The following is a 19077-nucleotide window of genomic DNA, read 5'->3' on the forward strand; positions in this document are numbered from 1 at the left end:
TACCTTCCTTGCAGTAGGTTCATCCTGAACCGAAAATAACTATAAAATGGCCCGCTAATCTTTGCAAATAACTATTTGCAATATCAGATCAGCGAGGAAATATAGGTGTGGTTGATGCGGCGCTTACGATGTAACCACCCCTTCCTCTGGAACACATGTGATAAATCGATGTGAACCAACTCTGCCAGTATCCGTTGGTTGAGCAACCGCTATCGCACCTTCCCAAGCAAAAACATTACTTAAGACCAAGTCATTTGGCTCAATGTGATATAGCTTCTTCGAACCAACATCTACACCATTCAAGGCTGGCTTATGAAAAGTACCCTTTCCAAAGGACCTAACACCCAGTTCTGGATACTCACCATCGAAGTTAACACTAACTTTTCGGCGAATAATCGGTAACACCTGAGACATTGGAAGATACTGAACATCATCAATCAAATTCTGGAAAGCACTCTGTAGAAGTGCCTGCGCTTCTGTGAGAACACCTTTTCTTAGGGAAGTTACCTCATTGACCTGAGTCCGAATCGATTCAATTTTTTTTACTATTTGACGCTGCTCTGCTAGTTCTGGCAGACGAATCTCAATTCCTAAGAATTGTTTTTCTTTCAGGCGAACTCTGTTAGTCGTACCTTCGCTCACCTTTTTGCAAGCATCAACAAACCAAGGCGTCTTGCTTAGCCAATTCAGATACTCAACATCGAGTCTTTTGGGATCAGCTTCGAACAAAGGAAAATCGCTAGTGATTACCGCTCCATCAAGTTCTTCAGGAATGACCCCAAATGCTCCGTGCCTAGCATCAATTTTAGACAGAATGAATTGACCTGGAGACACGTAGAAACGCTTGCCAGTGCCAATTTCACTACCGAGTTTAACGCCTCGCAGATTCACGCCTTTGCCCCAAAGCCTGACCGTTACCTCTTTATATTCCTCATCAGGCAAGATATCTGCTGCATACTTACTGCTTGAAAGTAAATCACCGAGTCTAACCAGTGGCCACTGACTGTTCACTCATGACCTCCAGAAAGTTGCTCTTTTAGCCCATCCAATATCGAAAATATCTGCTTTTCTTTCTTAGCTATGCTTTCTAGCAGCTCCAGAGGCGGACGATGTTCTAGTGCTTCCAGGCTGTTTGGATTTTTTAAGTCCAAATTAGCGGCAAACAACGTACCATCTTCGTCATATTTCAAAATTTCGCTTGCTGAAACTTTCCAAGCGAAAGTGTTTTCGTGCCTTCTCTCCCACCATGCCATGCAATCAGCAAACTCACCAAATTCCATCGGTTTAGTTTTCGTATATTTTTTGCGCCCATCTGGAGTGGGAATATCGTAATACCAGATTTCGTCGGTTGGTCCACTTCTATCAAAGAACAGTAAGTTGGCCGGGATATCGGTATAAGGTGCAAAAACACCATCTGGCAATCGAACAATTGTGTGAAGGTTGAAGTTTTTAAGTAGTTCTTCTTTGATCCGCGCACCAATGCCATCACTAAATAACGTACCATTAGGTACAACAACTGCCGCTCGGCCTCCACAATCAGATCCTTTACCAGGCCTTTTAAGCTTGCGCATAATAAGCTGAAGAAACAAAAGTGCAGTTTCAGCTGTTTGCATGTCATCAGGGAAGTTCCCCAATATCCCTTTCTCTTCCTCGCCACCAAACGGTGGGTTAGTCAGGATCACGTCAACGCGGTCTTTGTCGCCGATTTCACGCAGGGGGAAGCGAAGACTGTTACCCGAGTCAATTTGAGGGTATTCCAGTCCATGCAACAACAGGTTCATCTGAACAAGCAAATAGGGGAGAGGTTTGGGTTCGCCACCATATAAGCTTGAGCCTTGCAGCATCGCGCGATCTTCTACGGTCGCACACTGGCCTTCCAGGTAAGACAACGCTTCAACCAAGAAGCCACCGGTGCCACATGCAGGATCCAGCACACTCTCGCCCAGCTGAGGCTTAGTGACTTCGACCATGAAACGAACCACTGGTCGTGGTGTATAGAACTCACCAGAGTCACCTGCTGCATCACGCATCTCTCGCAACATGGTTTCGTACAGGCGGCTAAGGGTGTGCATTTCCTCAGAGGAGTTGAAATGAATACCATTGACCTTATCGATCACATCTCGCAACAGGTAGCCATTAAGCATCCTGTTGTGTAATCCGCTGAAGACCGTCGCAATCACGTCACGACGATCCATCTGGCCATTTTCGCCCTGTAACTCTCTCAAATAAGCGAACAGACCCTCGCCTTTCGTGCCGTCTGGCCTGACAGTAAAGTCATTGTTGACAAAAGAGATCAGTTCACCTCCAGTGATCCCACCTTCCTTTGCTGCCCAATCACGCCAACGGTAAGGCGCATCAATTGCGGCTTTGAACTCTTTCCCCTCTAACTCAGCCTTTGCTTCTCTAAGGCTTTCTAAATCATCAAGAAACTTGAGAAACATCACCCAAGTAAGCACAGGAAGTCTATCAAGATCACCGTTAAGGCCTTTGTCCTTACGCATAATCTGACGTGCACTTTTTACAATAGAGCCCAGTTGTTGAGCTGTTGTCATTGGCTTTGCAGCCTTCTTTTTAGTCATCAATTACTACCAATATTCTTATGAGTGGTAGAGCAGAGATTGCATCTGGTCTACCGCACTTTTCATCTCTCTTGGCCCACCAAATCGTCCCGCAATCTCTATCAAATTGCCGAAATCAGAAATTGGTGGAACATCAACCACTTCTGCGAGGTTGAATTGTGTTGGTCCGTGTTCTCGGTACTTGCTTAAGAGCGCCTCTAGCACCTCTCTGGCCTGAGGGCCGTATTTGTCAAAGAAGTCGGGATTTTGCTTTCGCAGGTATTCTGCACGCTCGCGCCTGGTTCTTAGGGGCGCATCGAACGCCAAATGACAAAGCAAGTCAAATGGATCTGCGTCGGGCTTTCCAACCTCCTCGCTCACATGCAGGAAATCAATGCCCTTAGCGGACAGCGTCGCTATGATGTCTTCACGCTTAACCGGATCGGCCCAACTATCACGAAGCTCATCAGGTGATGAAAACAAGGTTCTCACGCTTTCTGCTGTGTAGTCGGTAAACTGGACAACCTTTAGCTGTTTACCACTTGCATCAAACTCGTAAACAACATGGGTAGAAATATCCACCATGCCACCATCAACATAATAGCGTGCTGGTTCAGACTCAGAGATTTCTCCTCCAGAGCCTGTGTCTCCCCCATCCGGCAGCGTATCATCACCGCTTCCATCTGGTACATCATCGCCATCTTGAGGTAACTCATTACCTTCATCATCAATGATGGTGTCTTCCTCGATGTCAGGGAAGCCATCAAAAGTTGGGTCAGCAAAGTTTTGAGTCGCTGACCCCGTATAATCCAGAATGCTGAACCAAAGCTTGTCGTAATCTTCACGTAACCTGGTTCCCCGCCCGATGATCTGCTTGAACTCACTCATTGAGTTTACAACCCGAACTAAAATGACATTTTTGCAAGTCGGTGCATCAACGCCAGTAGTCAGTAACTGCGAAGTAGTTAAGATTACCGGTGTTGTTGTTTCCAGCTCTTGGAATCGACTGAGGTGACCTTTACCAATTTTCTTTTCATCTGACGTCACCCGAGCAACATAGTCCTGATACTTTTTGACTAAATCGCTGTTCAGGTTATTCAAAGCTCGGCGCATATCGTCAGCGTGAGATTGGTCTACGCAGAAAACAATTGTCTTTGCGAACCTGTCGGTTCTTTTAAGAAAATCTGTAATATGCTTGGCGATCGTCTCCGTCCGGGCTTTCAGGACAACTTTTCGCTCAAAGTCTTTTGTTCCATACTCTTCGTCTGGGATTTCACGACCATAACGATCTAACTCTCCCTTGGTAGGCCTCCAACCCGTAGCATCTACTTGAGTAATTACGCGATGCACACGATATGGAGCAAGGAAACCGTCTTCAATTCCTTGAGCTAGGCTGTATGTATAGAGCGGATTTTCAAAGTACCTATATGTATCACGGTTATCTTCACGAAGGGGAGTTGCTGTCATTCCGACCTGATAAGCGGGCTCAAAATACTCAAGAATCTCTCTCCAGTTACTATCATCTCTGGCACTCCCACGATGACACTCGTCTACGATGATCAGATCGAAAAAGTCAGGAGAGAATTCTCTATATAAGCCTGGTCGGTTCTTATCCTTAGCAATGGATTGATAAATAGCAAAGTACATCTCTCGACTTTTTGTAATCTTGCCACCTTCAATCTTATGCCGAGCATCACCGAAAGGAGTAAACGTCTTATCTTTTGGGTCATCAACCAGTACATTTCGGTCAGCCAAGAACAAAATTCTGGGCTTTCTGTACTCACCTGAACTATTCCACTTGGAATTCCATAACTTCCAGCAAATTTGAAAAGCTACAATCGTTTTTCCGGTACCAGTAGCCATCGTGATTAGATTGCGCTTCTTTCCCTGCAAAATAGAAAGTACGGTACGGTTGATAGCTATCTGCTGGTAGTATCTCGGTGAAAACCCTCCAGGGGCATGATGATAAGCACTCAGAAGCCTATCGGTAGCTTCAGTATCCAAACCTTCGCCGCTTCCAAGACGCGTAATCAATTCTTCAGGGGTTGGATAATCACTGACGACCTGCTCAATCCCCGTCAGAAAATCGAATTCTAGAATTTCATGACCGTTGGTTGCATATGCGAACTTAAGACCTAGGATTTCAGCATAGGTTTTGGCTTGTTGCATTCCTTTACCTACAGGAGCTGATTCGGGCTTAGCCTCCACAACGGCAATAGGAAAGTCTCGGTTGTATCTAAGCAGGTAATCTGCCCTATATTGCTCACCGCGAGAGGTTTTATCTCCTCTAACAGTAATTCGCCCATCAGTAAGCTGATGCTGTTCCCTTATTTGATGAGGGGTGTTATCCCAACCTGCCTCAACAAGCTTAGGAGTAACATACTTCCGACAAGTATCTGCTTCATTCAGTTTTTCTTGCTGTGACTCTGCACTTTTGTCCGGCCAATAGCTTTCATGATTCTGAGGTTCATGCGGCTTGCTGTAATTTGCTTCTGCTAAAGCGTAGTCACCAATAGTTTCCGATGGCATCATTTCCAGCACAGTGCGCGGCTTTGGCGGTTTAGGACGACCAGACATGCTTGAAACGAGAGGAACTGTTAATTCTTGATTGCTATTTTCTTTAGACATTATTCATCAGCTCCTGATTCAGTAGATACCAACTGAACCGGTGATTCTAATTCAGCAGAAGGTAAAGTAACCTGTTGCACAACAATAGGTTTTCTAGGTGAGGATGCATCAAGATCAGCCAAGATAAATAGCATACTCGCAGTCATGAATAGTGCTACAGAAGGAAGTGATAACCTGTAGAAACGATGCATTCTGCTGAGGCGTTCTTCATTAACCTTAGTATTCGTTGATGAAATCTCTGCCGTACTACTCAGCAAGTAATCCAACATGTCACTTTCAATAGATCCATTCTCATCAGAATCCTTGTAGTGACGTTCCAAACCATGCCGATATGCCTCGACATCGGTTAGAACTGGTAAATAGTCATATTTGTTGCCCCAAAATGCTCTACTTAGGACCCACACTGAAAAAGCAAACGGAATTAGTGCAAGTCCCAAGCACCCAATAAATAGCCAAACGAGATATTGCGGCTCTGAAAAATCCACTGTTCTCAGCATATATGCCGATAGCGCTACACCAGTAGCAATGAACGCGAAACGAACCTGAGCTTGCGCAGTAATCCGATCCTTGCGCTCCAGCTCATGAAAATAGAGTTCTTTATAAAGCTGGAGTAATTCCTTTTTGTTCAAGATAGTCTTCCTGTTAACTAATCTGCACAGCACGAAAGTTGTTTAGAGTTGACCTAAAACCTAAAAGTATACGGCTCCTAGCATTGCCAACACACAGGTTATGCATTTAAAACAATTTAAGCTCGTATCCCATTGAAAAGTTTACGAAACTAATTACGTATATCCAAGCTATTTCAGGGTAACCCAGCTTTAGTTACTAAAGACATCAACAGCAAATATCGCTGATTAATGGCAATTAGACACTACGCTTAATCCAGCTGGCTATTCTAAGTGCCCATGGATCAATTACCTCTGGAGCAACCACTCCAGAGTGCTTTGATTTTGAGTGCGGAATACCTTTGTAAGAACCATCACCCAACTGATCCCTAAAAAAATCGTTCGGCCACCCCAAGGATTTCTTCATTATTCCGTGAAGAATAACCTGCTTGTTTATCCCGACCCAACCATGAGGTGATTTAAGCAGCATGGTCGATAGTTTCGCAGCACCATCAGATGTATCGACCTCAAGTAAAATAAATTCCCTGTTACCATGCAACAACTCAACAATGGCTAGGCAACGCGGGTTTTGTGTATCTGCTAACCAATGCTTTTTTCCATCTCCAACCCTAGGTAATTTTTCTAAGCTTAGGTTTAAGACCTGACAACCGTGAGATGACTCAAGAACCGCTACCATATTAAGAAATGATTGAAACTTGCCCAGGTAAAGGTGAACATCGTCCGTTTGATCATCCAGATTATTCCATGCACCTCCGGGCAGATTACCTGATTCTTCCTTTTCATTTGGACTCAGCTCTTTATCCAAAACCTCTTTGTCTCCATCGCCAACTATGTTGTTAACCGCCTTAGTCTTTTTCGCTATTCGATTTGTTATATGAGGGTTCTGAAAGGAAACGGATACTTGCTTAGATATGAGCGTCAGGGTCGCTTTATCAGAATCTGACAACTCGTCATCATCGAGTTCGAACTCATCAGAAGATTCTCCTTGCTTACTATCGCCTCTGGTTGGCTTGCCTCCGACCCTTCGATCATAGGCTGGGTGGTAGAAGTCAATTTCCCCTTCCACATCCGATGGTAAATTATCTAGCTGGGTTATTTCCCAAACAAAAAAACTACCCGAATCGCGATCTTCCCAACCTCGTGCCCCCAGCTTCACATCCGTCAATGGAGGTGGAGTGAATTGGTAGTGCCAATGTAAGTAACTGCCTTTCTGAAATTGCCCTTTGACAAGCTGCATGCTAATGCTTTCGAAAGAGGCTCTGGCAGCACTATCTAATAACACCCAACTGAGAAATCTTCGATTATCGTCTCGGTTAAAGTATGAAACTGGATATTCGGCGCCTTCACGAACTACGATTAATGGCTGACCATCCTCTCTGAGACCTAGCATAAAGTCTTCGGCCAAAGCGTCGTGCTGGAGGCTTAGTCGAGCAAGAAATGGATCATGATAGAAAAGTACTCGAGCGAATTCTAATTGCGGGATAAAGACTCGTTTAGTATTAACGGTCGCAACAAAACACATTTGATTGCCGTCACCGCCGTGATGATGGGCATGATACGCAGGGCAATCAGATGCCTTTGCGATACCCCAATCTTGAGCGTTATTTATAACAAAATCGATTGGCAATCCAGCAGGCTTTAGCTGCTGAGTTGGGTTTAACACTCTTTTTCTCGCAAGCACAGGAATATTACTGAACTGCATGCTTTGAGATTGTTTACCTGTAAAGTCTACATTTATCGCCCACCCCTTTCGGTCTAAGCCACGAAACAAAGAGCCAATGCCCATAACTTTTGAATCATTATCCAGCTTCTTAAATCGTGCATTGCTTTTACTCACTCAAGATATCCTTTAAAAGCGCAGTAATTAATTCCGTCATCCGCTCATCGCTTAAACCCGCTTCCCTGAGTAGCGACCAGCGTTTAATCTCCCGATGTTTGTTCCTCATTGACAAATAGGCACGCGTAAGCCTTCTTGCTTGATATTCAGTCGTGCTTTCAGAATAAAGAGTTAACAACATTGCACAACGTGGTAATCGGCTTAGATTCTTTTCAACAGTTGCTCGCTGATTCAACTGATGTATCAGGAAGGTACGGCTAAGATGCGGTGCGTTTAGGTTTTCAGTCAAAGCCTTACAGACACGCCTTAGCTCTCGAGCAATTTTCCTATCCCTTTTGGACCAATCGACTCGATGATTTTTTAGAGTAGTTTCAGTATGGAATGATTTGTCGATCTCCATCAACCATTCGTAGTTGTTACGATAAAGCCGAGCATACAATGCCTTATAAATCTGCCGTGCAGCTTTTGGCGAGTAGGATTTGAGGAGCGTTTTCCACTGCAATTGATCAGGGCTCGGCGGGGCTACAGGTTCTACGTCGTGCTTCTGAGCAGACTGATTCTTAGTTTCTGCGGCGGAAATTATTAGGCTCGAAGCTTGATTGATAGCTTCACTAATACTTAGCCTCCCATCAGACAGGGCTACGATTGCAACTATATGTTCAGCAAAACTAAAGCTTTTTCTATGCTTGCGGAATAGTGATTTTAGCCATGAAGTCTCTATTCTCGAGGGAAGAATTCTTACATCTTCGAGCCACTGCTTTCCCCAAAACGTAACAACAGTGTCGTGTATCTTTGAATGGTCAATTCTAGAGCCATCTAAATAATTCAGGCTTACAGCGAACTGTTTATAAAACAAAGACCATTGGGCAAAGCTAATCCCTTCACAATTACTCAGTAGTAACTGAGCACATTGCTTTGCAAAGACTTCATCCTGCTCCTTAACAAGGACATCTTGAAATAAATCAGCAGATTCTACCGGGATAAAAGCATGCCGATGCTCTCCATCTAATTCGATATTCGATCTACTCAATGCGCCATGTTTAGGGCACATTCTCACCAAAGGAACCTGCCAAAGGCGATGCCAATAGCATTCTCCATATTTCAACCTTTGCTCAGCCAAACATGGCCTGCAAGCAAACAATTCGGTCTTTGCCTTAACTCTGGAAGCAGCAATACCTGAAGCTAAATGTGCAGCACCTTGTGACTGCTCCGCCATCCAGTTGCGTAGCTTTTTAATTCGCTCAGGTGGCAAAAAAGGTGCGTAAATTGGCCATAGTGTATGGCGAGCGATTAAGAGACTTGTATTGAGCCCGCTGTTACTTGGGTACTGCTGAGCTAATGATTGAACATGACTAGGTAGATCCACCGTTGCGATTATTTTCCGATTCTCAAACACCTGATCCAACAGCTGCTTAGGAGAGGTCTCCCCATCATGCACACCCGCTCTCGCGACTGTGCTATACAGCAACTCATCAGAGTAAGGTTTCGGAAATCCCAGCATTAATACCCTGTTGCCCATCCTTCAAGATCAAACATTTCGCCATTTTGATCCAGTCGCTCAACTAACGACAGGTTGTCCTCTTTGCAGTAGGCAAACTGGTAACGCCAATCATCGACATCCAGGTCTACCCAGTCCTCTTCTTTAATGCGGTCCGTTGGTTGTTTATTTACTGAAGTGGTTTCGTCTGACTGATACCACGACACGATGACAGGGATCATTTCTGGGAGACTAAGATCAGGCTGTTCCTTAATTATTCGCGTGACCAATTGAGCAACTGTTTGTTCTTCAAATGATTCGTCTAACTGCAAAACCAAATTGTACAATCTCAGAGCTTCTGGGTTTCCTCCAAACAGTTGTTCTTCTTGCTTTTGGACATCCGCTAAGATTTTGGCTCCCAATTGGATAATGCGCTTATCCAGGTCGACAATACGCATGTCGGAGTACTTCACGATTTTATCTGCGTCACAGGACCGCAATGCATCTAACATTGGGTGTACTGGCTTTAACTCCTGCTTATAGACCGATTTCAAAATGCCCACTGTAATTCGTTCTTTCTTATTCGCGATAGCACGGAGCTGCGCCAATACAAAAAGCTTCACAACAATATCTAAGACACCTTGGGAGAGGTCATACCAACAATCTCTTATTTCATCGCTAAGTGGATCACCACCATGCTTTAACCATTGATACTTCCAGAGGTTGTCCGTGAATCGAATCCAATTGGTATTTGGCTGCCTTTCTTTTTCTTTAATAAGGTATTGTGGAATAGTTTCCCAGTAAATTGACCCCAGTCCAGCGCTGCGCCGGCCAGATTGCAGCTCTAGTTCAAATATTGGACGCGCTTTAGGAGTGCCAACTAAAACTATCGGAATCCCCACGGTATTCACTAGCTCTACAAAAAACTCCAGCATTTGCTCTTTACCACCTGAGCGCACCTGGCTTAATCGTTGGATTTCATCTATTACCAGAATACCAATTGCACGATTATTGGCTGTCTGCCGCATTAGAGCCAGCATCTTTGGAACAGAAAGACGCTGTTTTGCGTAGCGGCGCTCATAGTCGGTACCCAATACACTGTCGACTGCACTGAAGAAGTTAAGGCATAAGCTTTCGAGGTCACCGTTGCTAGGGCATTCAATCTTAAGGTACGTCACCTGAAAGCGATTTTCTTTTTCGTGGTAAATCACCTGAGGATACGTTGCCAATACTCGCTCAAGCGACTTACTTTTCCCAGCACCGGAAATACCCACAAGAGACATGCTTCGAGCCGTGGTTTTTTCCACAGCAAAGTTAGCAGCAACTTCACCGCCTGACTTTATAAACTCATAACCCTCCTGGAGCTTACGGTTCAATGAACCATCATTGATGTTCCTTCCGACATAGCCCATACGAAGCATTAGGTCGATCTTCTCTTGTAGCTGGACGTGCTGTGAAATAGGTTGAAAATAATCGTCTAACAATGACACAACCATATGCATTCTGGACTTCGGATCGGCTAATCTATCCGCAGGGTGATACTCAATTTTCCCTTTAATACTCTTACCTACTTGAGCAACCGATAGGATTGGTGGGAGCGCTTCAATGAATGGATTGTCATCATAGCGCTTAACACCTGTCGGGGTATAAGACGCAGTAACAAAGTGACTAGGACGTTCCATCAGTCGTCTCCGTCATCAAATAATTCATCTTCGAAGTCAGGATAATCATCATTTTCGTCAGGCGGATTCAAATGCACGACTTTAGCAGGCTGCTCGTTCTTAACGACTTGGTGACGACGCTGTTCACGTTCTTTCTCCAGTTGTTCAGAACGTGCACCACTTACTCCCTTCATTCGTTCTGAATTTGTTGCGACAGGCTTGGGTGATTCCTTGATAGCCGATGTTATGATGTCTTCTATTCTATCTTCATGCAGTTTTCGAATTCTGTCGGATTCGAGCTGGTCTTTTGCTGACTGTATTTTAATCTGTTTCTGTTTTCGCCATACTTCCCAGAAGGTAGAGCCTCTATATTCCCTCGATGTATCAGTAATTCGGCAAACCCAATGATCTCGATTTCCTTCAGAGTGAAATAAGTACACTTCATCGGCAAAATTAGGGTCATAGGCAACTTCAACTTCTTTCGGCCTGGGGGAATTTCCTGATCGATGCAACCAGCCAAGCTCTACTATTTCTGGCGCAGAGTAGTACACCCCAAACAAGCAGATTCCCTGTATTGATGTGCTTGCCTTTTGTCTAGGAAGCAGTGCTATCCGAACAGCCTCAGCATTAGCCTTACGTAAACGCCCTGTTCGATTCTGCAAGCCCCAGCTCCAAAGATGAATAGGAATTGACGGCAGATCAGCAGGCATGTCTTTGGCTCGATCATACTTCTTCATTGGATCTACAAAGTTACGCATCACAATAGAAGAAACAATAATTTCAGTGAATTCTGATACTGTGAGCTTACCATCCAACCAATAGTTCTTTCCTCCACGCTTCCTAACTGTTGGTCCAGAAACTTCTCCTGGAACAAAGCCCTTAAATTCTGCCTGCAGAGTTCTAAATCTTTGCTCTACAATTCCTTTAGCATCTCCTCTGTAAGGAGGCGTATTCTCTATTCTGACCTTATTACTAGCTTCAAGCCCTTCTATTTGATGGCCTAGAAGCTCACCACGGTCTGCAAGAATTGCTTCAGGTAAACCCGGTGTAGGCCATTCAAAATTATCTGTGTCTATCTCAAGATCTCTAAATATGTGATTTTTATCTGTTAGCGCTAAATGAAGCGCTTGAATTGCGGCTACGTAAGAAGGGTTCTCAAATCCGATATACCAACCAACAATAAAACGAGAGAAAACATCTATGACAAGATAAACAGTGGGCCGTCCAACAGGTTGATTGCGGTCATGATCCGAAACCAATATTACATCAGCAATAGTCGCATCAATTTCGTATCGTGAGCCAGGACCTAAGGCTTGCGTTGTCGCGGTACTTTCAAGTGGCCTAACATCCTTCATATATATGCTATCTGGTACACCTGCCCTTATCCTTTCAACATGTGTGTACTCGCGGTTGAAAAAGTAACTAAACTGCCGCTTTGTTGGCTTTTCAGATTCCGATACGCCAGGAGCGATATTTTCATATAGGCCCTTAAATTTCCGGTGAGCCTTTGCGATAGAAAATTTCTTCTTAAGTATGTATTTATCGATGATGATTCGGAAAAGCCTTTCAGTTGCCTCATCTACTAATGCGCCAGTCCCTTCCATTTTTTCTCTTGGCCGACCTAACTTCTTATTCTTCGCAATCCTCTTTTGACCTTTCGCCCCAGAGTTCTTGTAATCTGGCAACAGAGCATTGGGGACTTGGCCTCTTTGCCAATACCTGCGAACTAGCTTGTATATGTAAGGCCTTGATACTTCACCAAGTTCTAGAATCTCAGCAATACGTTTTGCTCGTACCTTTTTAACGTAGAAGTATGGATCTTCAACCACAGGCTTAATAACACGATAATTCGTGTCACGAATAGTTGCGTCTTTTGAATCCTGTTCTGGTTGTAGACCCAATACATAGGAAAAAGGGTCATCAACACGAACAAGCTTCTCTTGCAAAATCAACGCCTCAAGCTGAGAGAGGTCAACTATGTCTGGAAATGCTTTTTGATCATCAAGTGAAATCCAAACAACGTGACGCGCGGTGGTAAGAAGCACTCGATAGAGGTTATCTGCTACCTGAACCACCTCGTTAACCTGAAACACGCCAAACCTCCTGCAATACCTCAAAGCTTTCAGCTGTCAGATCTGAGCAACGCAATTCGGTAAATGGCTTTGTGATATCAAAATGGAAATATCGTTGGGCCAACAATCGTTTAATCTGATACAGACTTTCTCCAGGCTCATAGTCGTAGGCAAGATCAAGCTTTATACATAGGTCTTTAACTCTGAGACTTTCACTTCTTGGCAAGTGTTTTCTGAACAGTTCAAACTGAATCATGAGTTCACCCAGTTCAGTTTCATCGTCTATGTGGTTATAAAGCAGATTGATGTTTTCAAATACCGTTGAAGGCATCTGATTCTCCGTCACCAAAAACCAAGGTATCTGCTTCTCAGACCAATAGCGCCGCTCAATCTCAAGCTTTTCTATAGTTCTAGAGTCATTCAGTGACTCAGTTGCTTTCACCTGAATCACAAAACGTGAATTCACCTTCTCTCTTGCATCAACGACAAAGTCACTACTCATGTATTGATCCAGACCATGATGGTTTGGATGTTCGATACCTAAATCCTTACTAAGCTGCAGCGTTACCTCTCTATCCAATGGAAACTGTTCGCGAATATCAATAGTGGTGGGTCGCCATTGAAGGAGTAGGAAAGTTGCAAGTTCAAGATCTGAGAGAAGGTGGTGAGTGCGCTGAGTTAGGTGGCCAAAAACTCGATGAGATCGACCTTTAGAAGCAACATCGCGAACCGTGAGCCATGGTTTATAATCTGAACCAGCCCCCTGACCACGTCCGCTTTTGATCCAGCGCCTGTTTTTGGCCTCTGAATTCCAATAATTCTTCCTACCCATACTAAAATGCCACCTGAACTGACTTATTTCTAAGGTAGCTCAGATGGCAATAGTTAACAACTTTATTGGCCTGTTAATAACTATATTGTTTTATTAACAACTTTAATGTTCTCCAACACTAGCGACTACCAACTAGAGGCTTTTTACTCCACTGTTACCGACTTAGCCAGGTTGCGTGGCTGATCTACATCCGTACCCTTTAATACTGCGACATGATATGACAATAGCTGTAAGGGGATGGTGTAAACAATAGGGGCGATTAACTCTGGTACGGGTGCCAGTTTAATCACAGTAATACCGTCACCGCTGCTAAAGCCTGAGTTATTATCGGCAAATACAAATAACTCACCACCGCGGGCCTGCACCTCTTCTAGGTTAGATTTTAATTTTTCCAACAACTCATCATTAGGCGCTACTGCCACTATAGGCATTTCGCTATCGACTAGTGCCAAAGGCCCGTGCTTTAACTCACCGGCAGGATAACTCTCGGCATGTATATAGGAAATCTCTTTAAGCTTGAGCGCACCTTCCATAGCCACTGGCCATTGCACACCGCGCCCTAAAAATAAGGCGTTATGTTTATCAGCAAAGGCTTCGGACATTTTTTCTATGGATTGATCCAGCGTTAATACTTCGCTAAGTATTTGCGGTAATTGATGCAGGCTGCTTACCATTTCTGCTTCTTTCTCAGCACTTAAGCCATTGCGCTTACCCAAAGCTATAGTTAGTAGTACCAAGGCAACTAATTGCGTAGTAAACGCTTTAGTCGACGCCACACCTACTTCGGGGCCGGCCTCTGTCATTAGTGCTAAATCGGATTCGCGCACCAATGAGCTTTGCGCCACGTTGCAAATCGTCATGGTGGCGGCATAGCCTAAGGTTTTAGCTAAGCGTAAGGCCGCTAGCGTGTCGGCTGTTTCACCCGATTGAGAAATGGTAACGATTAGTGTGTCATCTTGTACTACAAATTTTCTGTAGCGAAACTCACTGGCTACCTCTACCCGACAAGGTACGCCAGCTATACCTTCAATAAGGTATTTAGCCACCATGCCTGAGTGATAGCTGGTGCCGCAGGCTATAATTTGTACGGCCTTGGTTTTATCGAAAATTTCTTTAGCTTGGGCACCAAAGGCTTGTTCTAAAATCTTATCTTTAGAGATACGTCCCCGTAAGGTGTCTTTAATCACCTCAGGCTGTTCGTATATTTCTTTTAACATATAGTGCCGGTACTGACCTTTGTCGGCGCTTTTGGTTTTATCTGTTAATTGCACTAGCTTACGCTTAACGGGCTCGCCTTGGGCATCATAAATGTCATAGCTGTCTGGACTTAAAACGGCAAAGTCGCCTTCCTCTAAATAGATAAATCTATCGGTAACTTGACGCAGAGCCAGCTGGTCTGAGGCTAAGAAGTTTTCACCTATGCCTAAGCCCAGCACTAAAGGGCTACCACTGCGGGCGCAGACTATGCGCTCGGGTTCGTTTTTATGAATTACGGCTAGGCCAAAAGCACCTTCTAATTGCTCTACGGCTAACTTCACGGCGCTAAATAAATCTTCACCCTTTTTCATAATAGAGTGAATTAAATGAACAATAGTTTCCGTGTCGGTTTGCGATACAAACACATAACCTTGGGCTGTTAGTTGCTCACGCAATTGTTCGTGGTTTTCTATAATGCCGTTATGCACCAAGGCAATTTCATTATTGGAGAGGTGAGGGTGGGCGTTTTCTTCCGAAGGTTTACCGTGGGTAGCCCAACGTGTGTGGGCAATACCTAAAGAGCCTGCCAAGGGTTGCTCTGTGACGGCCTGATCTAATACCGCCACTTTGCCCAAGCGCTTATGGCAACCTATTTCGCCTTGATGATTAATAATCGCCACACCAGCCGAGTCATAGCCTCTGTACTCTAAGCGTTTTAAACCTTCGACTAAAATGGCTGCTACTTCTCTACGTGCTGCAGCACCAACTATTCCACACATACTATTTATCCAAGCAATGATTGTTTAGAGGGCTTACTATTTCTTGTCTTTTTTGACGGGTCGCGACCAATTGTTGATTTGTCGCTGTTTGCCTCTGGCTACTGCCAAACTATTTTCTGCTACGTCGCTAGTGACGGTAGAGCCCGCACCAACGGTGGCCATACTGCCTATGTTTACAGGGGCAACCAAAGCGCTATTAGACCCTATAAATGCGCCATCACCAATATGGGTTTGATATTTATTCACACCGTCATAGTTACAGGTAATGGTGCCCGCACCTATATTGGCTGCCACACCTATAGTGCAATCGCCTATATAGCTTAGGTGATTGACTTTACTGCCTGCACCAATAATGGCTTTTTTGGTTTCGACAAAATTGCCTATTTTTGCTTTGTCAGCTAATTGTGTACCCGGTCTTAACCTGGCGAAAGGACCTATATCGCAATATTGGGCGATAGCGCTTTGCTCTATGATGCTATTGGCTTTAACCACAGTGCCTAGGCCTATGCGGCTGTTTTCTATTACACAGTTAGGGCCTATAACCACATCATCGGCCAGCTCTACCTCACCGATAAACACGCAGTTTACATCTATGCTCACATCCTGCCCTACGGTTAGCTTGCCGCGCACATCTATACGTTGTGGATCCGCCAAACTGGCACCGGCTGCCATCAATGCTTTGGCCTGCTGCAATTGATAGTAGCGCTCTAATTCAGCGACTTGCTCGCGGTTATTGGCACCTTGTACTTCCCATTCATATTCGGGTTGTTCGGTTTTGACCGCTATTCCTTGTTCTGCCGCCATACTAATAATATCGGTGAGGTAGTATTCACCCTGGGCATTTTCAGAAGAAAGTGCGGGCAACCATGTCGCTAAATGCTTTGCCGCTACAGCCATAATGCCGGTGTTGACTTCTGCTATGGCTAATTGCTCTGCGCTGGCATCTTTTTGTTCTACGATTGCGGTTACCTCGTTTTGCGCGTTACGCACTATGCGACCATAACCGGTAGGGTCGGCTAAGTTAACCGTGAGCAATGCCAGCGTCGTTTCATTGGCTAGGTCTAGCAATTTTTGTAAGGTCTGAGCTTGCACTAAGGGCACATCACCATAGGCAATCAGCACAGTGCTATCGGGTTGCAGCAAGGGTAGGGCTTGCGCCACCGCATGGCCAGTACCTAGCTGCTGGTCTTGTATTGCCCAGTTAACGTCATCTGTAATGCTGGCTTTAACTTGTTCTGCGCCATGGCCTATTACCACATGTATGGCCTGCGCATTTATGGTTTTTGCGCTGCTAATCACGTGCCCTAACATGGGCTTGCCCGCCACTGGGTGCAAAACCTTAGGTAGTTTCGAACGCATACGCGTGCCTTGGCCGGCCGCTAAAATAACAACTTCATGTGCCACTTTTGTTTCCCTCAAAGTGTGGTAAATGCTTACTCACTACAGCGTAAGTATTGCTTTATTATTTTTAAATGAATAAAAAAGGGTAGCCTAAGCCACCCTTTAATGCGATTACTTGTTAGTTATCACTACTAGCCCATTTTCTTACGAATTTGCTGTATGGTGCGCAATTGCGCAGCAGCGGCAGCTAATTGTGAAGCGGCTTTGCCATAATCAAAGTCAGCACTTTGATTTGCTAAGGCGTGCTCTGCTTCTTTTTGCGCTTCAGCGGCGGCAGCTTCATCCAAATCATTAGCGCGTATAGCCGTATCGGCTAATACACTAACTACGCCTGGTTGAACTTCAAGGAATCCACCAGAAACGTAGTAAACCTCTTCTTCACCATTTTGCTTTTTAATGCGTATAGGGCCTGGTTGTAGCGAAGTTAACAATGGCGCGTGGCCGTAGCTAATACCCAAGTCACCCAAGGTACCGGTTGCTACTAGCATTTCGACTAGGCCGGAGAAGATCTCTTCCTCAGCACTAACGATGTCGCAATGTACAGTCATAGCCATTTTTTAAACCTCTAATTAAAGACGGGTAGTAAGAGAGCATAGCTCTCTTACATCTTCTTCGCTTTTTCTAATACTTCGTCTATACCGCCACACATGTAGAACGCTTGCTCTGGGATGTGATCGTATTCGCCTGACAATAAACCTTTGAAGCTGGCAATAGTATCTTTCAAAGATACGTACTTACCGGGCGAGCCAGTGAATACTTCAGCAACGTGGAAAGGCTGAGATAAGAAACGCTCAATCTTACGAGCACGGTTTACGGTTTGCTTATCTTCTTCAGACAATTCATCCATACCCAAGATGGCGATGATGTCTTTCAGCTCTTTGTAACGCTGTAATACAGTCTGTACACCACGTGCAACATCATAGTGATCTTGACCTATGATTAATGGATCTAGCTGACGTGAAGTAGAGTCCAATGGGTCAATCGCAGGGTATATACCTTTAGAAGCGATATCGCGTGAAAGTACAACCGTCGCATCTAAGTGAGCAAAGGTGGTAGCAGGTGAGGGGTCAGTCAAGTCATCCGCAGGTACGTATACCGCTTGGATAGAAGTGATGGAACCAGTCTTAGTCGAAGTGATACGCTCCTGCAATACACCCATCTCTTCAGCAAGTGTAGGCTGGTAACCTACCGCAGAAGGCATACGGCCTAGTAGTGCAGATACTTCGGTTCCCGCTAGGGTATAGCGGTAGATATTATCGATAAACAATAATACGTCTTTACCTTCGTCACGGAATTTTTCAGCCATGGTCAAACCAGTCAGGGCAACACGTAGTCTGTTTCCTGGTGGCTCATTCATCTGACCATAAACCATGGCAACTTTTGATTCAGAGAAGTTCTCAACGTTTACAACGCCAGATTCCTGCATTTCGTAATAGAAATCGTTACCTTCACGAGTACGCTCACCAACACCGGCGAATACAGATAAACCACTGTGCTCTAGTGCGATGTTGTTGATCAACTCCATCATGTTTACGGTTTTACCAACACCGGCACCACCGAATAAACCAACTTTACCACCCTTAGCGAATGGGCAAACCAAGTCGATTACTTTGATACCAGTTTCTAGCAATTCTTCAGATGCAGATAACTCGTCATAAGCTGGCGCTTTACGGTGTATAGAGGCACGCTCTTTTTCACCTATAGGGCCACACTCATCAATTGGGTTACCTAACACATCCATGATACGGCCTAAAGTTTCAGTACCTACCGGTACAGAAATTGGCGCGTTAGTGTTATCAACTGAAAGACCACGGCTAACACCTTCTGATGAACCCATCGCAATTGCGCGCACAATACCGTCGCCCAATTGTTGCTGAACTTCTAAGGTTAAACCTTTTTCTGTGACCGTCAGTGCGTCGTAAACACGCGGTACTGCATCGCGTGGAAATTCCACATCGATTACCGCGCCTATTATTTGTACGATACGTCCGCTACTCATTTCCGGATCC

Annotated in this window: 13 protein-coding genes; all 13 read right to left on the reverse strand. The window is 44.8% G+C overall.

Annotation, left to right across the window (positions count from 1 at the left end; translation table 11 throughout):
• Window positions 1-123 precede the first annotated feature (123 nt).
• The 13 genes from NO559_RS04190 to atpD all read right to left on the reverse strand — a co-directional run bounded on the left by NO559_RS04190 (window position 124) and on the right by atpD (window position 19067).
• A complete protein-coding gene (locus NO559_RS04190; RefSeq protein WP_258330540.1) occupies window positions 124-1011 on the reverse strand; it encodes a restriction endonuclease subunit S in 888 nt (295 codons plus the stop codon).
• A complete protein-coding gene (locus tag NO559_RS04195; protein WP_258330541.1) occupies window positions 1008-2579 on the reverse strand; it encodes a type I restriction-modification system subunit M in 1572 nt (523 codons plus the stop codon). The genes NO559_RS04190 and NO559_RS04195 overlap by 4 nt, the downstream gene beginning before the upstream one ends.
• Window positions 2580-2597: 18 nt before the next feature.
• The gene (gene hsdR, locus NO559_RS04200) at window positions 2598-5186 is read right to left on the reverse strand and encodes an EcoAI/FtnUII family type I restriction enzme subunit R (protein ID WP_258330542.1); all 2589 of its coding nucleotides are present in this window, start codon (window positions 5184-5186) and stop codon (window positions 2598-2600) included.
• Entirely contained in the window at window positions 5186-5815 is a 630-nt protein-coding gene (locus NO559_RS04205) for a hypothetical protein (protein ID WP_258330543.1), read from the reverse strand. Before NO559_RS04205 ends, hsdR begins: the two co-directional genes overlap by 1 nt.
• Before the next feature lie 235 nt (window positions 5816-6050).
• Window positions 6051-7649 (reverse strand): Tn7-like element transposition protein TnsE, encoded by a 1599-nt coding sequence (locus NO559_RS04210; protein WP_258330544.1) that lies wholly within the window; start codon window positions 7647-7649, stop codon window positions 6051-6053.
• Window positions 7642-9168, reverse strand: coding sequence for a TnsD family Tn7-like transposition protein (locus tag NO559_RS04215; RefSeq protein ID WP_258330545.1), 1527 nt, complete (start codon window positions 9166-9168; stop codon window positions 7642-7644). The genes NO559_RS04210 and NO559_RS04215 overlap by 8 nt, the downstream gene beginning before the upstream one ends.
• On the reverse strand, window positions 9150-10808 hold the full coding sequence (locus tag NO559_RS04220; protein ID WP_258330546.1) for an ATP-binding protein: 1659 nt from the start codon (window positions 10806-10808) through the stop codon (window positions 9150-9152). The genes NO559_RS04215 and NO559_RS04220 overlap by 19 nt, the downstream gene beginning before the upstream one ends.
• Window positions 10808-12880 carry a transposase family protein gene (locus tag NO559_RS04225; RefSeq protein WP_258330547.1) on the reverse strand — a complete coding sequence of 691 codons (2073 nt, stop codon included), beginning with the start codon at window positions 12878-12880 and terminating at the stop codon, window positions 10808-10810. The genes NO559_RS04220 and NO559_RS04225 overlap by 1 nt, the downstream gene beginning before the upstream one ends.
• Window positions 12867-13691 carry a TnsA endonuclease N-terminal domain-containing protein gene (locus tag NO559_RS04230; protein WP_258330548.1) on the reverse strand — a complete coding sequence of 275 codons (825 nt, stop codon included), beginning with the start codon at window positions 13689-13691 and terminating at the stop codon, window positions 12867-12869. The genes NO559_RS04225 and NO559_RS04230 overlap by 14 nt, the downstream gene beginning before the upstream one ends.
• Before the next feature lie 143 nt (window positions 13692-13834).
• Complete coding sequence (gene glmS / locus NO559_RS04235; protein ID WP_258330549.1) at window positions 13835-15667, reverse strand: glutamine--fructose-6-phosphate transaminase (isomerizing); 1833 nt, start codon at window positions 15665-15667, stop codon at window positions 13835-13837.
• Between the two features lie 36 nt (window positions 15668-15703).
• Window positions 15704-17071, reverse strand: a complete 1368-nt coding sequence (gene glmU / locus NO559_RS04240) for a bifunctional UDP-N-acetylglucosamine diphosphorylase/glucosamine-1-phosphate N-acetyltransferase GlmU (protein ID WP_258330550.1) — start codon at window positions 17069-17071, stop codon at window positions 15704-15706.
• A 128-nt stretch (window positions 17072-17199) separates the two neighbouring features.
• The gene (locus NO559_RS04245) at window positions 17200-17622 is read right to left on the reverse strand and encodes a F0F1 ATP synthase subunit epsilon (RefSeq protein ID WP_258330551.1); all 423 of its coding nucleotides are present in this window, start codon (window positions 17620-17622) and stop codon (window positions 17200-17202) included.
• Between the two features lie 47 nt (window positions 17623-17669).
• Window positions 17670-19067, reverse strand: coding sequence for a F0F1 ATP synthase subunit beta (atpD, locus tag NO559_RS04250; protein WP_258330552.1), 1398 nt, complete (start codon window positions 19065-19067; stop codon window positions 17670-17672).
• Between the last annotated feature and the right edge of the window lie 10 nt (window positions 19068-19077).

Origin of the sequence: Dasania sp. GY-MA-18, assembly GCF_024734385.1 — a bacterium.
Lineage (GTDB): Bacteria > Pseudomonadota > Gammaproteobacteria > Pseudomonadales > Dasaniaceae > Dasania > Dasania phycosphaerae.

Excerpts from the sequence above, each read along its gene's own strand:
- NO559_RS04195 (WP_258330541.1), bottom strand. The coding sequence starts at position 2,579 with ATGACTAAAAAGAAGGCTGCAAAGCCAATGACAACAGCTCAACAACTG.
- hsdR (WP_258330542.1), bottom strand. The coding sequence starts at position 5,186 with ATGTCTAAAGAAAATAGCAATCAAGAATTAACAGTTCCTCTCGTTTCA.
- NO559_RS04215 (WP_258330545.1), bottom strand. The coding sequence starts at position 9,168 with ATGGGCAACAGGGTATTAATGCTGGGATTTCCGAAACCTTACTCTGAT.
- NO559_RS04220 (WP_258330546.1), bottom strand. The coding sequence starts at position 10,808 with ATGGAACGTCCTAGTCACTTTGTTACTGCGTCTTATACCCCGACAGGT.
- NO559_RS04230 (WP_258330548.1), bottom strand. The coding sequence starts at position 13,691 with ATGGGTAGGAAGAATTATTGGAATTCAGAGGCCAAAAACAGGCGCTGG.
- glmS (WP_258330549.1), bottom strand. The coding sequence starts at position 15,667 with ATGTGTGGAATAGTTGGTGCTGCAGCACGTAGAGAAGTAGCAGCCATT.
- NO559_RS04245 (WP_258330551.1), bottom strand. The coding sequence starts at position 17,622 with ATGGCTATGACTGTACATTGCGACATCGTTAGTGCTGAGGAAGAGATC.
- atpD (WP_258330552.1), bottom strand. The coding sequence starts at position 19,067 with ATGAGTAGCGGACGTATCGTACAAATAATAGGCGCGGTAATCGATGTG.